The sequence below is a fragment of the Shewanella kaireitica genome, from assembly GCF_023284045.1.
Classification (GTDB): domain Bacteria; phylum Pseudomonadota; class Gammaproteobacteria; order Enterobacterales; family Shewanellaceae; genus Shewanella; species Shewanella kaireitica.
On record NZ_JAKIKQ010000019.1, the window covers coordinates 16,849 to 32,660 of the forward strand.

The following is a 15,812-nucleotide window of genomic DNA, read 5'->3' on the forward strand; positions in this document are numbered from 1 at the left end:
TAAAGAGGTTTTAAAATGATTGTTCCAGTTATTATGGCTGGCGGTAATGGCACACGTATGTGGCCATTATCACGCAGTATGTACCCAAAACAGTTTTTATCGCTAGTAAGCGATACTGAGACTATGCTCCAAAGCACATTGTTGCGTTTAGCTGATGTAGAAACCGCAGCGCCAATATTAATTTGTAATGAAGAACATCGTTTTATTGCAGCAGAACAAATCCGTGCGTTAGGTATAGACAACAGTGGTATTATTTTAGAACCATTTGGTCGAAATACTGCCCCAGCGATCGCCCTTGCAGCTATTCAAGCACAAGCAATAGATGAAAATGCTAATTTACTGATATTGGCCGCTGACCATGTTATTCAAAATACAGCAGCATTTACCCAGGCGATCGCAGAAGCAAAACAAGTCTCGCAAAGTGGTGGTGTAGCAACATTTGGTATCGTCCCAACTGCACCTGAAACGGGGTATGGATATATACATGCAGGCAGTAAACAATCACACGGTTTCGCAGTTGAACAGTTCGTTGAAAAACCTGATTCGGCAACAGCTCAAGCTTTTGTCACTAGTGGTGATTACTACTGGAACAGCGGCATGTTCATGGTCAAAGCCACCCGTTACCTAGAGTTATTGGGTAAGTACAAGCCTGATATGCTATCAGCTTGCCAAGCATCAATTGCTAATCCAGCACTGGACTTTGACTTTATTCGGCTTAACAAGGAAGCGTTTGCCGCTTGCCCTGATCAATCAGTTGACTATGCGGTGATGGAGCCATTATCAAATAATGAACCTGGCGGTATTTCAGTTATTCCGCTAGATGCAGGTTGGAGTGATGTCGGCTCTTGGTCATCATTGTGGGAAGTGTCAGACAAAGACGCGAGTGGTAACGTGATCCATGGTGATGTGATGGCTAAGCAAGCTAATAACAACCATATTCACTCAGGATATAAACTAGTCTCACTACTTGGTGTGGATGACTTGGTTGTTGTCGATACCAAAGATGCTTTACTTGTTGCACATAAAGATAGTGTTCAAGATGTTAAGCAAATTGTTAACCAAATTAAGGCTGATGGCCGAACTGAGCATAAACTCGCTCGTGAAGTATACCGTCCTTGGGGCAAGTATGACTCTATAGATACTGGTGATCGCTTCCAAGTTAAACGCATCACTGTAAAGCCGGGGGAAAGAGTATCGATACAGATGCATCACCACCGTGCGGAACATTGGATCGTCGTTAAAGGTACTGCACTAATTACCATTAATGGGGAAGGTAGATTATATTCAGAAAATGAAGCAGCTTATATCCCAATAACTGCCACTCATTGTATGGAAAATCCAGGAAAAATCGATCTAGAAATTATTGAAGTTCAAACTGGCGGTTATTTAGGCGAAGACGACATCGTTAGGTTTGAAGATAAATATGGTCGTTCAAATTGATGGTTGGAAACGTAACATTTTTGTTGAACTACATGGTGGTTAAGTCGTGAAAATTAGTATTGTGACTGTATGCTTTAATTCAGAAAAGACGATCGAAGATACACTAAAGTCTATTGCTCAACAAACCTATCATAATATTGAACATATAGTTATCGATGGTAACTCTACAGATAGTACCAATACGATAATCAGTCGTTACTCTGATTCTGTGGCTGTTCATGTAAGTGAGCCCGATAAGGGCTTATATGATGCTATGAATAAAGGAATAAAGTTAGCGACAGGAGATGTGATAGGAATCTTAAACTCTGATGATGTTCTATTTGATAATAATGTCATTCAATGTATTTCTGAACTGATAACTGATTATGATGGCGTGTATGCAGATGTTGGATTTTATGATACTAATCTTTCTGTGAAAAAGCGCCATTACTCGTCTTCTAGTTTTAAAAAAGAAATGTTTTCTCGTGGATTTATGCCCGCCCATCCCTCTTTCTATGCACGAAGAGCTTGTTACGAAAACGTAGGTGACTATGACTCGAACTATAAAATAGCTGCTGACTTTGAAATGTTAATTCGAATGTTTAATTTACCAGCTAGTCGTTTTAAATACATAAATAAAGAGTTTGTTAAGATGAGGCTCGGAGGGGTTAGTACTTCAGGTTTGTCTTCAAATATAAATTTGAATAAAGAAATTTTGAAAGCATGCCGAGTTAACTCTATACCTGCATCTTGGTTTTCTGTTTTATCGAAGTACCCTTCTAAAATACTGGGGTATATATTTAAATGATATTAGTCACGGGCTATAATGGATTTTTAGGCTCATACTTCTTGAAGGAAAACCCTCAATTAGAAGTACGCTTAGTTGGTCGAAATAATATTAATAATCTAAAGTATGATTTTTGTGAAGCATGTATAGATAGTCGGACGTCTTATATAGATGCTCTAAAAGATATAAAAACAGTGGTTCATTGTGCAGCACGTGTTCATGTGATGAATGATGTTTCTGAAGATCCATTAAGCAGCTATCGCGAAGTGAATACTGCTGGAACAATGAATCTTGCTCGCCAAGCATTTGAAGCCGGTGTAAAGCGTTTTATATTTATTAGTTCCATAAAAGTGAATGGCGAATCAACTGCCGTAGGTCAAGCTTTCTGCTCAAATGATGCAAGAAATCCAGAAGACTTCTACGGGCAGTCTAAATCAGAAGCAGAAGAGCAGTTACTGGAACTAGCTAAAAGAACGGGACTGGAAGTCGTTATTATACGACCAACATTGGTTTACGGACCTGGGGTTAAGGCTAATTTCGCTTTGTTATTAAAATTAACTTCCAAAGGTTTGCCTTTACCATTTGGGTGTATTACTGATAACAAACGCAGTTTAGTTTCAGTAAAAAACCTTGTCGATTTGATTCTAACTTGTATTGACCATCCAAAAGCGGCTAATCAGGTTTTTTTGGTTTCTGATGATCATGATGTATCCACTGCTTCAATGGTTAAGCACATGTCAGCAGCACTTGGAAAACCAAGTAGATTACTGCCTGTACCTTTATGGTGCTATCGCTTAGTTGGCAAGTTAACTGGTAAGTCTGATGTAGTAAATAGGCTTATAGGGTCTTTACAAGTCGATATATCACATACCAAAGATACGTTAGGATGGGTTCCTCCACAAAAGCTTGAACAAGGTTTTATAGAAACTGCAGAAGCTTTTCTTCTCAATAAAAATAAATAGAGTATATACATGATTCGTCTTATCGATTTTTTCGCAGCCCTTTTTGGCTTGTTATTGCTTTGGCCTGTTTTACTTATTGTTACTATTATTGGCATGTTTGATACAGGCTCTCCGATTTTTGTGCAAACCCGTGTAGGCCGACATAAAAAGCCATTTAAATTGATTAAGTTTCGCACTATGTCTGTTGAAACAAAATCAGTGGCTAGCCATTTGGCTAGCAACGCTTCAATTACCAAACTAGGTAGTTTTCTGCGAAAGACTAAGATTGATGAGTTACCACAATTAATAAACGTTGTTAAAGGTGAAATGAGTTTAGTTGGTCCTCGACCAAATTTATTTAATCAAGAAGAGCTGATTAAAGAACGTGACACTTTATGTGTATACGATGTTTTACCGGGTGTTACAGGTTTAGCTCAGGTTCAAAATATTGATATGTCCACACCTGCTTTGTTAGCTAAAACTGACAAGCAGATGATTGATAGCCTAACAGTTAAAGGCTACTTTAAATACATCATGATGACTGTCACAGGTAGTGGTTCCGGTGATGCAGTAAAATAAGTCGTATTTTTTAGATTATCTTCTACTTGCAAACCAAGATATAAATAACTTAAGAAAAGATGTTACTCACAACCTAAAATGAGTAGCATCTTTTTTGTTTCAAAATTCTAAAATGTATCTGATTAATCCGCTCGATAAATTATCACCTCCACCTAAGACAGCCTTCCATCTTTCATCAACGAATCAAAAGCCTTACCATCGGTTCTAGAAGCATTAGCTACATAAGGCGCATACACATCAAACTGCAGCCGAGTACCACTGTGTCCTAGCATTTGATTATTCTCTCGAGGTATAAAAGAGGCTTTTATGTTTTCTATATGTAATACAGCCGCGGTATGGCGTGTTTCATAAGGGAGGCGGAGTTTCCACCCTGTCTTTTTTAAGTGTTGGATACCAAAGTTTCCTGCTCACATAGTGAGTCTCTAAAGGTGTATCTAATGGGCTGGTAAACACAAAGCTTGAATCCGATTGGCTTGCCTCTTTTCCCCGTTTAAATGTTTCATACCCTGAATCATGTATCTTTAGTTCTCAGCGCTGCTCTTTCTAAGAGATGATGACATCACTTTTCTAAACACTCTTTGAACCGCAATAACTTTAGTGAATAATTAATAAGCCATTTTTTGTGAGTCGCTCTTTGATATGTGTAATTGTGTATCATTTAACCAAAAGTTATAAGGTATTAACACTTTACGTGCATTTTAAATTTGTACCTCAATAGCGTTGTGTATGATAAAATCCTTGTCATTAGCTATGATAAATAGCAGCGTAATCTTTATTAAGATCTCTTATATTATGAAATTTATAAACTTGGGGCGGAAAATGGAATTTTTGCAAAGTATTTTTACTTTACCTCGTGCTCAGAAGCGTATTGTGAGTTTGTTGGTTGATTCTTTATTTTTAGTGTTTGCATTTTGGACTGCGCTTTTAGTTCGTGTAGATGATGTCGCTGTTCTGACAGATAGTGGTTATTGGTTAGTTTTAATGTGTGTCCTACCTGTTAGCTTATTTGTATTTGCAAAATTTGGCCTCTATCGTGCGGTGTTACGATATATGGGGTTACAAGCGCTGGTTGCTATCGCATCTGGAGTCGTGATATCGACCATTATGCTCGTGTTAGTTGCGTTTTATACCGAAGCTAATATACCTAGAACTTTTCCGCTTATTTACGCTGCTTTTGCTCTCGTGTTTATCGGTGGTTCGCGGGCAATGGTTCGCTCTTTGGTTGGTACCGGCATTAAGCGTGTCGGTGAGCCTGTGATTATTTATGGTGCAGGCGTTAGTGGACGACAGTTGTTAAGTTCTTTAGTACAAAGCCACGAGTATCACCCTTTTGCGTTTGTAGATGATGATGAAAGTTTGCACGGTACTGTTATTCAGGGAGTGCATGTTCATTCACCTTCTATTATTCGTAAGCTTATTAAGCAAAAGTCAGCAACTAAAGTACTGTTAGCAATTCCTAGTGCGAGTAGAACTAAGCGTCAGGCAATATTATTAACTCTCGAATCGTTGGCTGTACAGGTGTTAACTATTCCCGCTATGGCTGATTTGGTGAATGGTAATAAGCTTTATAGTGATATAAAAGAGGTCGAGATTGACGATCTGCTTGGACGCGATTCTGTTTCTCCTCGTAATGATCTCCTTGCCGCTAACATAACCAATAAAGTGGTTATGGTGACCGGAGCCGGTGGTTCTATTGGCTCTGAATTATGTCGTCAAATCCTCAAGCAATCGCCCGCTAAGTTAGTGCTTTTTGAACTGTCTGAATTTGCCTTATATGCAATTGAACGTGAATTAAAGTCGATTGCGCTTGAGCTAAATATAGATGTGCCGATTTTCCCGCTTATGGGCTCGGTTCAGCGTGAAAATCGAATTCAGGCTGTGATGGAGTCTTTTGGCGTTCAAACCGTTTACCATGCTGCTGCGTATAAACATGTGCCGCTGGTTGAGCACAATGTTGTAGAGGGCGTTCGAAACAATGTCTTTGGTACGTTGTACACTGCCAGGGCGGCAATCGCTGCTAAGGTCGAAACCTTTGTATTGATTTCAACGGATAAAGCAGTAAGGCCAACCAATGTAATGGGCACAACAAAACGAATGGCGGAGTTAGTGTTACAGGCTTTCGCTAAAGAGAATAATCAAACTCGCTTTTGTATGGTGCGTTTTGGTAATGTTTTAGGATCTTCCGGTTCAGTGGTGCCATTATTTAGAACTCAAATTGCCAATGGTGGTCCAGTGACAGTGACTCACCCTGAAATCACTCGCTTTTTCATGACCATTCCTGAAGCATCACAACTCGTTATTCAGGCTGGAGCAATGGGTAAAGGCGGCGATGTTTTTGTATTAGATATGGGTAAATCAGTTAAAATTGTTGATCTAGCTGCAAAGATGATCCGTTTGAGTGGCTTTGAAGTTAGAAACGAAATGAACCCAGATGGTGATATCGCTATTGAATTTAGTGGATTACGTCCAGGCGAGAAACTGTATGAAGAGTTGCTCATTGGTGATGATGTTACTGGGACAGAGCATGAACGTATAATGACGGCAAATGAATCATTCTTAGATTGGAGCGATTATTCGAAAATTTTGGATAGACTTGATAAAGCCTGTCATGAATTCCAACACGAAGTCATTCGCGATATTTTACTTACAACGCCGACAGGCTTTGCTCCAACAGATGGTATTTGTGATTTGGTATGGCAGCAACGAGTGTGTGAAGCTGAGGTTGATTCTGTAACCGATAGCGGGAAAGTGGTTCCGTTAGTTTCTTAACTCTCGAACAGATTGATTTAAAGGCCAATTCTTTGAATTGGCCTTTTTTGTTTAAACCAAGTGTGGAAAGCCGATTAAAAGCCGGCCAGGCTAAGACCGTAGAAGCAGGAAAAGGCTGGTAAGCGGTTAACGGAACGTTCGCAGGCTCTCTGACAGAACGCTGCGCTCACGGTAAAGATATTTAAAAGCGAGACGGTTATCAGTCAACAAGTCGCTACAGATATAGTGCTGTTAGTCGTAAATTAAAGGTCACTGTTGTAATGAATAACAAGCAAAATAGGGTCGTACTGGTTACCGGGGGCACTGGCTTTATAGGTTCTGCGCTAGTACGTTTTCTTATTGAACATACACAAGATAGTGTTATCAATATCGATAAGCTGACCTATGCAAGCTCTCCTTGTGCGTTAGCAAGCATTGAACATAGCGTGCGCTATCAGTTTTTTGAAGGTGATATTTGTGACCAGCAGTTACTTAAGCGCGTGTTGGAAAAATTTCAGCCTGATGTGATTATGCACTTAGCTGCTGAAAGTCATGTTGATCGCTCCATTAACGGTGCGGATAAGTTTATACAGACTAACATTGTTGGCACGTTTACGCTGTTGGAAGCTTGTCGTGATTATTACTCAGCCTTGCAAGGTGAGAAACGGCAAGCATTTCGCTTCCATCATGTATCTACAGACGAAGTGTATGGTGACTTATCTGATAAAGGTAAATTCACCGAACAATCAAGCTATGCGCCTAGTTCGCCATATTCTGCGAGCAAAGCCGCTGCCGACCATTTAGTACGTGCTTGGTATCGGACTTATGGTTTACCCGTTGTGCTTTCAAACTGCTCAAATAATTATGGCTTGTATCAACACCTGGAAAAGCTTATTCCTCTCACAATCATGAATGCTTTAGCTGGTAAGCCGATTCCAATTTATGGAAATGGATTACAAGTCAGAGATTGGTTATACGTTGAAGATCATGTGCAGGCACTTTATTCGGTGATGAGTGAAGGGCAATTAGGTGAGACTTATAATATAGGTGGTAATGCTGAAAGAAAGAATATAGAAGTAGTTCGAAGCATTTGTAATATTCTTGAAGAGCTCGCGCCAGATAACCCTTATTCTAAAATGGGTAAGTTTAGTGCCGAGGTAGGTTTTGCAAGCTTAATTGAGTTTGTCACTGATCGTCCAGGCCACGATAAGCGTTATGCTATTGATGCTAGCAAAATTGAAAAAACGTTGGGTTGGAAGCCGCAAGAGTCATTCGAAACAGGGTTACGTAAAACAGTTGAGTGGTATGTTGGGCAGTTTAAGGCTGGGCAGTTAGGTGCTGATTAGAGTTCGATTCTTTTGTAGGTCGGTATTTATGTCGACAGCGGCGGCGGTCAATTATGGTATTTGATAGGCTAAAGCCCAACCTACAGGGGCAACCTAAAAAGGGAAAATGTTGGCCTGCGTAGCCTGTGTTTTGTAAATTTTCTACGCTTCTATTATTTCCCTATCTCAACGATTGCTGCTGGTAATAGCTTTTTATATTCCTTCGCCAGTGCCGACTTTGCCTCTGTATCACCGTGCACTATACGTATAAGCGTTGGCTTAACTCGCATACCTTTGACGAAGTTAACTAGGTTACGTTGGTCTGCGTGGGCGGAGTAACCACTCACTGTATGCACGCCTGCTTTAATGTTTACTCTCTTACCATCTATAGCGCAGTAACCGCCTTTGGGGCCGTAGGTCTGGATCTCTCGTCCGGTAGAGCCTTGTGCTTGATAACCGACGAATATGATGTCGGTGGTAGGATTGCTTAGTAGCTTGGCTAAGTAGTTTTGAATTCTTCCGCCAGTGCACATGCCGCTGGCGGCGATGACGATTGCAGGTTTATTGCGCTTACTTAGGTATTTTATAGTGGCTAAATGCTCTTGATGACTGCCTACAGTGTAAAGTTGCTCGAAGTCTAAAGGGTGTCTGTGCTGGCTTAATCTCTGCTTGGCTTCTTTGTCCCACAATGTCTTAAACTCTAAATAGCGCTCGGTAAATTTTGCAGCCATTGGCGAGTCGACGATGACTTCGATTTGTCGCCATATCTCACTCCTATTCTGATACCGATGGATAACTTGTTCGAGCTCATAGAGTAGCTCTTGGGTGCGGCCAATACTAAAGGCCGGGATCAATACTACACCATTATCTGCTACAGACTTTTCTATTACCTTTCTCAAGCTCTCGCTGCGCTGTTTTCGTCCTTGATGATTTTTATCGCCGTATGTTGACTCTATCACCAGTGTGTCTGCTCTATAAGGGCTCTTAGGACTTGCGAGTAGTGGCGTGTGAGTTGCACCTAAATCCCCAGAAAAAACCACTCTATGGTTAGCTCTGTGCTTTGCTTTTTTTAGCGTCGTAGCGTCATTAAATAGCTCTATCTCAACATAGGCTGAGCCTAAAATATGTCCAGCGGCTCTAAACTTGGCTTTTGCTTGGGTATAGCGCTTGTCTATTAAGGTACTGGCTGTTTGGTGAATGGCATTTGCAGAACTATTTGCATCAACTGAGCTGTCGTTAGTAGATACTGAGCCGAGTTCTAAGGCAAACCATTGGTTGTATTCAATAGGCCTAATGAGCTGTGTAAGCTTTTTAAGATAAAGCTTTATCATGCGGTGGTTTTGGGTGACACCAATTTTTAACGCGTCTTCAATTACCATCGGTAATAGCGCCGCTGTTGCCACCGTTGCATAGATAGGTTTATTAAAACCGGCGGCAAGCAGATAGGGTATTCTGCCTACATGGTCAATATGGCAGTGAGTTACTATCAGTGCTTGAATATAGCTGATATCAAACTCTATCGGCAGTTGGTCGATCGCTGTTTTGCCTGCCGTTTCTGCGCCCTGAAATAATCCACAATCAATAAGAACGCTTGAATGAGCATTGATATCAAGCTTGTGGCATGAGCCTGTGACGCCGTTGACTGCGCCGTGATGGATTATTTGCATGTTTTATCTCCGTATCTCAATCCTTCCGTGGATTTAACTAGAGTAATGTAAATATAATAGGATGCATAGCCGGGCAACGGGAGTTATTTTAATGATGCTACCGCTGCTGTTAGGGCAATGGTTTTACGTTGTGGCTAACTTTGCTTTACTTTTGTTACGTTGAGATATTATGAACCTGATTGCTACAGCTATTGCTGATGTATTGTTATTCGAACCTAAATGTTTTGCAGATGAACGTGGCTTCTTTATGGAGACTTACCGTCAATCTGAATTTGATGCTTTGTTCGCGAGCATAGGCACTAAAGCGCCAGTTTTTGTGCAGGAGAACTTGAGTCGCTCTGCTAAACATGTGCTACGCGGGCTACACTTTCAACAAACTAAACCTCAAGGCAAATTGATCCGAGTGGTTACTGGTGAGATTTTTGATGTAGCGGTCGATCTTCGCCAAGGTTCGGCTACCTTTGGCCATTGGGTTGGGCAGGTTTTATCCGCCGAGAATCGTTTGCAGATGTATATTCCCCCAGGATTTGCGCACGGCTTTTTAACCTTAAGTGAGTATGCTGACATTATCTATAAATGTACCGATTACTATGCACCAGAAGATGAAAGGCATGTGGCTTGGGATGACGCTAACATAGGGATTGATTGGCCGTTAGCAAAAAGTGTTATGCCAATACTATCGGATAAAGATAGCCGAGATTCTAAGCTTAGTCGCTAGAGTTGGCTGCTAGAGTGGCGAGTTAAGTTAGTGATGACTTTTGATCCAATCCTCAAGCACATTAAATGAGCTTTTGGCTGATTCTCCCCAATACATTTTACTTACTGTTAAATAGTTGCTTTGGGACTGACTTGCTAGCTCATTAATTGATGCTGGCTGGAGCTTTGTTAGTAACGCTGCAAACGTAAGGCTTTCAGGGCCTATATCAGGGATTGAGCTGGCGTAGTCATACATGTTGCGGCAGTTTTGTTGATAATGGGCTTTGTCGAATAGGTAAAAGCTAACAGGTATATTTAGTGGCAATACATCGATAAACAGCGATGAATAGTCAGTGATGAGCAGATCGACGCTATCAAGTAATCCATAGACATCCTCCATCGCTGAAATATTGATGATGTTAGGGGAATGGCTAAACTGCTTTGCAAGCGCGGCTTCATTTGGGTGCAGCCGCAGTAGAAACAGTTGATTATGTCGTTGTAAGTGCTCAGATAACGCAGCCCAGTCAAATGCATTGCGATATGGGTTATCACCTTGGTAACTGTCTCTCCATGAAGGCGCATACAAGATGACTTGTTGATACTGCTGGCTTTGGATTTGTTGGCGAAGCGCTGCTAACTCTGTTGAGTGAGTTTGTGTTTGTTGCGATGACCGTTGTTGATTTGTTTCGGTGCGATAGTAGTCCGTTCTTGGGTTGCCGCAGCGCACTAGCTGTGATGCTTGAAGCCTGAATGCACTGCTAAAGAGCGAATCGACTAAAGGGCTTGGGCTTAGCATTAAGTCAGGCTTTACGTGTTGCTGGTGGGCAAGCATCGATTGCTTCAATTGAGCTAAAGGGCCATGGGGATTGAACACTTCAGCCATGGGGCCATTGTCGATATCAAACTCAATTTTTTTCATTGGCGAACCATGCCAAAGGTTTATTTTGGTGGCGCCGCCAGCAAGCCATTGATTAATGTCGCCTATATAACTGTTATAGAAGTAGTACTTGGCAGTGAGCGCATGATAAACCCCAAGTAGAGACCAGCGATAGTAAGCTTCTTGCTTATTTTCATTTAGCTGATTGATGATTTCTTGATTGCCAGAGATCCAGATACATCGAATAAAATGCTGCTGTTGCCAATATTTATAAAGGTACTTACTGTTATCTGAAAATAACTCTTTGTAGCTACCAAACACCGCTTTATTCGGGTTACGCGGCAGTAGCCGCGAAAGTTGATATACCAGCTTTCGAGTGCAGGCTTTCAGCCAAAGCAGTGCATTATTGCTTAAAGAGCGTTGCATTATTTACTGGCCTTGTTGTCAATATTATCCAATCTATCGTCATCAGTACCATTAGTGAGCTGGTTTTTTGGGGCGCCATTGTCCGCAAGACTATTTTTAATCTCAGTAGATGATATTTCACCCGTTCTGCCTAAGTAGACAACATCGCACAGTATTGATAATTCATCAAATTCCCCCTTCCAGTCATCTCCCATACCAAAAATACTGATATCGTACTTGCAGATATCTTTGGCTTTTTGCTGCCAGTGAGTTTCCGGTACCACCATGTCTACGTATTTGCATGCCTCTACAATTTCGGCGCGTTGCAAGTAGCTAAAAAAAGCGGCTTTGCCCTTCAGCGCATTAAACTCATCGGTTGATACAGCCACAATTAGTTTGTCGCCTAGGGCTTTAAGGCGCTTAAATAGACGAACGTGACCATAGTGAAATAGATCGAACGTGCCGTAAGTAATGATTGTTTTCATAATGTTCTCTCTTATTTTCAAAGTATTAAATTGGTAACAGTGTCAGCCAGTAATAAAACTCATCTGGGTTATCGGGAGCGTCTGTTTAGTTAGTTATTGGTTAATTGCACTTTTAGGCGTTTTTAACTGAGCTGAATGCGTGCCATCTCTTGCGGGTTGAGACGTTTTGCCACTCATGGATTTAGCCACTAATAACCAGTATTTATTTCGTTGATTCATACAAAGGTATTCGGCTTCGATAAGCTGTCGTTCTTCAGTCGGTGCTTGTACATCAATAACTAATTGCAGTGGGCCATAAAGGCCTGGCAATGATGGTATTTCGACGTGTTCAAGTAGATTGGGTGTTGTTATCTTTTGCTCGAAAGGACTGGCACCAAATAGCGCTAGTTTTCCGCTAATAACCCAGTAAAGCTGCGGCAGGCGGGCGATGAACAATGAGCTTATATTCCAGCGGTGGCTGGTTCTCTTTGCGCCTTTGATGAAAATGGTCTCTTTAACTACCGGCTGTTTAGGATGAGACAGAAAAGAGATGACCAACAGCAGAGGTGCTAGCAGTAAACCAATACTAAACAAGGTTAAGGCTTGTAGCCTGTCGATAGTTGTCACTCGTTTTGCCTTTTGCTTAGCATTAACCACTTGGCGGTTTTCAGAGATAATACTGGCATCAACAAGTGCTAAATGACCGCAGCTTTCAGGCTTTATCAGCAGATCTTTACTGATTATGGCGTTGGTTACGTTTAGGCCTTGGCCGACATAGCTATTATCCAAGATCAGACAGTTTTTTAGGCTACAGGCTTTTTCAATTAGGCAGTTTTTGCCTACGACAATGCTTTGTTGCATATCGACACTGTCGTCTATCCAAGTGTTTTGGCCGATCACGCCCCAGGCGTTATGCATGGTAAGCGCTGCTGATTTTGTTTTTGCGCCAATATAGAAACCTTGCTCTTTGGCGCCACTACTGAAATAGCGCCCTTTGGGAGTCATTCCTATGATTTTTTTTGAGGCTAATGCTTGGTTGGCATCCATATAGTTCTGCAAAGAATCGAGCATGTAGCAGTCACCGTGCAGGACTTGAGTAATAGTTTGCAGATCATCGCTTGACGTCTCATTGCTGGTGATTGGCCAGTTTAAGTCTTTAGTAAATAACTTGGCGCCAGGTAGCATCATTAAGCCCGCGTTCTGGTTGGCTAGTTTGGCGATAACATGGTTATTGGCCATTTGTTTGCTGAACTCCACAAATGACTTAATGCAGGGACTTCTTAGCATGTCTGCTCGGGCGAGCAGTATTGCCTCATCAGCATTGAGTGAAAGGCGAGGCAAGATAGTTGATACAGCTTCTTGCTCTCTACTTAGAAAATACTCAACCTCTAAGCCCCATTTTTCACCATTACCAACGAGCTTTTCTATTTGCGCAGATTGTGAAGAGATAACAATCCTAACCTTGTCAATTTGTGCTGCGGCTAAATCTTCAAGAGTAAACTCAATCACTGGCTTATTACCCACTGGTAGCAGTGCAGGGCAGTAATGTGAATCTAAAGGAGCCAGTTCATTGCCGTTACGGTTGGCGAATATAATTGCTTGCATAGTGGGCTCCTAATATGCGCCGCGGGCGAACAGCACTGCAGGGATGGTTTTTATCAGTAGCCAAAGATCTGCTGTAACTGATTGTTGGTAGATATAATCGATATCAAGCTCGACTTGCTGCTCAAATGGAATATTTGAGCGACCAGTGACTTGCCAAATACAGGTGATCCCCGGTTTGACCATGAGTCTGTTTCTGTCATGTTGGCTATATTGTTTAACTTCACTGACTAAAGGTGGGCGAGGGCCGACAAGCGACATATCGCCCTTTAGTACATTCCAAAGCTGCGGCAGTTCATCGATTGAGGCTTTACGGATAAACTTGCCAATGAGCGTGATTCTTGGATCATGCTTCATTTTGAACAGCACGCCACCTTGCATCTCATTATCGTGTTGTACTGCCGCCAGTCTTTGCTCGGCGTCTTGGTACATTGAGCGGAATTTCCACATGGTAAACGGCTGGTTATTGCGCCCAGCACGGGTCTGACAGAACAGCACTGCTCCTTTGGACTCAATACGAATGAGCAGTGAGATGACGATAAAAAATGGCAGTAAAGCGGTGAGTAGTATTGCTGATACCGTCACATCAATAAGGCGTTTACAAGTACGATTTAGCTGTCTACGTAGGTTGTGTATAGCGCGGCGAGTATTGGCCTGTTTGGCATTAAAGCGAGGTGTATAGCCAACATTGGTTTTAGCTTTCGCAGTCTGCGGCTGCGTAGTTTTTACTTTTTTAAGCTGACGGTTTTCACGCCACACTCTAAATATAAATATTGGATTACCGACAATGTAACGCTGCCACATGCGGCTAGGCTCCTGCGAGAGGCGATAGGTCCACTCCATGCCCATTTGTCTCAACCATAAAGGGGCACGCTTTATCCGATTGGAGTAAAAATCAAACAAGCCACCGACGCCAATACCAACACTGCAATTCAATTGCGGCTTGTTATCTTCAAGCCACTGCTCTTGCAGTGGTGCGCCCATCGCAACCAGCAGGATGGCTGCATCTGATTGATTAATCTGGGCTAGTACCTGGTTATTTTCTTCGCTATCACTGCTCATATCAAAGTAGCCATTGTGGATGCCAGCTATCTTCAGATTTGGATAACGCTGCTGCATATTTTGCGCCGTAGCCGCGGCCACACCCTCTTCGCCACCCAATAGGAATATTGATAGCTGCTGCTCTGCTGCTAGTTCACACAGTCTAGGGAACATATCTGTGCCGTTTAGGTTGTCTTTAAGTGGATGGCCTTTTGAAAGGCACGCAAGCCGGACACCAATCCCATCGGCAAAAATTCTTGCGCTCTGCTTTAAGCTGCAGCGGTAAGCTTCACTGCTGCAACTGATATTTAGGCAGTCGGCATTAACAAAGCTGTATTGCTGCAATTTGGCGCTATTATCTATTTGGCAGGCTCGTTTGATATCGTTTAATAGATCGCTCATGGTCCAGTTATCTAAGGTGATCCCAAATACCGATATTGCTGCATTGCTATGCTTAATTTTTGGCATGAAACTGCGGGTAAGAATAGTGACAAATAGGCCTCTAACTAAGGCCGAAAGGTAATTGAATAAGCTGCTATGTGCCTTTAATAGTGAGCGTTGTGATGCTTCAAAACTCAGCCCCGTGGCGCTATTTATCTGCTCAATAGAGCTAAGGCCTGGTTTAATCGATACGATTTCTGAATCCTGACCAACTTGTACGTTTTCACTTTTTCTAAATAGCTGGCTATTTGCATCTGTTACATCAAAGGCAAACTCCATCTTTTTACCTAAAAGGCTAATATCACCTTTAAGCAAATTAATGAGCATGGGTAAGGTCTTAAATGTCCCTGAGTAGCTGAACTGATAAAGGCTAACAATTTTGTTGTTGGCTCCATAAATAAACACCGACTCAAAAGCGTTAATGTTTACTATTGCGCTTCTAAGCAAACCATAAGCTAGCAGTGGGCAGGTGATTGTAATCATTACGCTAGCAGCCAATAGATCAACAATACGCATTGCTAAAGCTGTTGTGCTGGTGGGGCGCGTTTGTGGTTTTGTCATAGTCGGCCTCATTGTTTATTGCGTGATGTTGTGACTTCTTTCTATTGCTTAAGGTGGTTAGCAACGGTTCCGCTTGTAGATAGTGCTAACGTTAGTTATAGCATTGCAGGTTATAGGCCAAAGGTTATATTCATTTTATTAACAGTGGTTTAGGTTGGTTTTGTTGGATGGTTTAAACATTGATGGAAAGGGTATTTGCATCTTGCATTGCGCCTTGCAAATAGCTTTGGGTGTTTACTTGAGGCGGAAGTGAATAAGG

At 41.9% G+C, this 15,812-nt stretch carries 12 protein-coding genes; 7 read left to right on the forward strand and 5 right to left on the reverse strand.

The window, feature by feature from the left end:
• Positions 1 to 15 precede the first annotated feature (15 nt).
• The 6 genes from L2730_RS18555 (at position 16) to rfbB (ending at position 7,820) form a co-directional block, all read left to right on the forward strand.
• Complete coding sequence (locus tag L2730_RS18555; RefSeq protein ID WP_248975950.1) at positions 16 to 1,440, forward strand: mannose-1-phosphate guanylyltransferase/mannose-6-phosphate isomerase; 1,425 nt, start codon at positions 16 to 18, stop codon at positions 1,438 to 1,440.
• 46 nt (positions 1,441 to 1,486) lie between these two features.
• Positions 1,487 to 2,227 carry a glycosyltransferase family 2 protein gene (locus L2730_RS18560; protein ID WP_248975951.1) on the forward strand — a complete coding sequence of 247 codons (741 nt, stop codon included), beginning with the start codon at positions 1,487 to 1,489 and terminating at the stop codon, positions 2,225 to 2,227.
• The gene (locus L2730_RS18565; RefSeq protein WP_248975952.1) at positions 2,224 to 3,168 is read left to right on the forward strand and encodes a UDP-glucose 4-epimerase family protein; all 945 of its coding nucleotides are present in this window, start codon (positions 2,224 to 2,226) and stop codon (positions 3,166 to 3,168) included. The genes L2730_RS18560 and L2730_RS18565 overlap by 4 nt, the downstream gene beginning before the upstream one ends.
• Positions 3,169 to 3,177: 9 nt before the next feature.
• A complete protein-coding gene (locus L2730_RS18570; RefSeq protein WP_248975953.1) occupies positions 3,178 to 3,726 on the forward strand; it encodes a sugar transferase in 549 nt (182 codons plus the stop codon).
• A gap of 819 nt (positions 3,727 to 4,545) precedes the next feature.
• Entirely contained in the window at positions 4,546 to 6,495 is a 1,950-nt protein-coding gene (locus L2730_RS18575) for a nucleoside-diphosphate sugar epimerase/dehydratase (RefSeq protein WP_248975954.1), read from the forward strand.
• A gap of 260 nt (positions 6,496 to 6,755) precedes the next feature.
• Positions 6,756 to 7,820: a dTDP-glucose 4,6-dehydratase gene (gene rfbB, locus L2730_RS18580; protein WP_248975955.1), complete on the forward strand. Its 1,065-nt coding sequence runs from the start codon at positions 6,756 to 6,758 to the stop codon at positions 7,818 to 7,820.
• A gap of 152 nt (positions 7,821 to 7,972) precedes the next feature.
• Here rfbB and L2730_RS18585 read toward each other — a convergent pair whose 3' ends face one another.
• Entirely contained in the window at positions 7,973 to 9,466 is a 1,494-nt protein-coding gene (locus L2730_RS18585) for an MBL fold metallo-hydrolase RNA specificity domain-containing protein (RefSeq protein ID WP_248975956.1), read from the reverse strand.
• Between the two features lie 169 nt (positions 9,467 to 9,635).
• Here L2730_RS18585 and rfbC point away from each other — a divergent pair, with 169 nt between their 5' ends.
• On the forward strand, positions 9,636 to 10,184 hold the full coding sequence (rfbC, locus tag L2730_RS18590) for a dTDP-4-dehydrorhamnose 3,5-epimerase (RefSeq protein ID WP_248975957.1): 549 nt from the start codon (positions 9,636 to 9,638) through the stop codon (positions 10,182 to 10,184).
• A 27-nt stretch (positions 10,185 to 10,211) separates the two neighbouring features.
• Here rfbC and L2730_RS18595 read toward each other — a convergent pair whose 3' ends face one another.
• The 4 genes from L2730_RS18595 to L2730_RS18610 form a co-directional block, all read right to left on the reverse strand.
• Positions 10,212 to 11,465 (reverse strand): CDP-glycerol glycerophosphotransferase family protein, encoded by a 1,254-nt coding sequence (locus L2730_RS18595; protein WP_248975958.1) that lies wholly within the window; start codon positions 11,463 to 11,465, stop codon positions 10,212 to 10,214.
• On the reverse strand, positions 11,465 to 11,929 hold the full coding sequence (locus tag L2730_RS18600) for an adenylyltransferase/cytidyltransferase family protein (RefSeq protein ID WP_248975959.1): 465 nt from the start codon (positions 11,927 to 11,929) through the stop codon (positions 11,465 to 11,467). The genes L2730_RS18595 and L2730_RS18600 overlap by 1 nt, the downstream gene beginning before the upstream one ends.
• Before the next feature lie 93 nt (positions 11,930 to 12,022).
• Positions 12,023 to 13,513 carry a sugar phosphate nucleotidyltransferase gene (locus tag L2730_RS18605; RefSeq protein ID WP_248975960.1) on the reverse strand — a complete coding sequence of 497 codons (1,491 nt, stop codon included), beginning with the start codon at positions 13,511 to 13,513 and terminating at the stop codon, positions 12,023 to 12,025.
• A gap of 9 nt (positions 13,514 to 13,522) precedes the next feature.
• On the reverse strand, positions 13,523 to 15,553 hold the full coding sequence (locus L2730_RS18610) for a WecB/TagA/CpsF family glycosyltransferase (RefSeq protein ID WP_248975961.1): 2,031 nt from the start codon (positions 15,551 to 15,553) through the stop codon (positions 13,523 to 13,525).
• Positions 15,554 to 15,812: the final 259 nt, after the last annotated feature.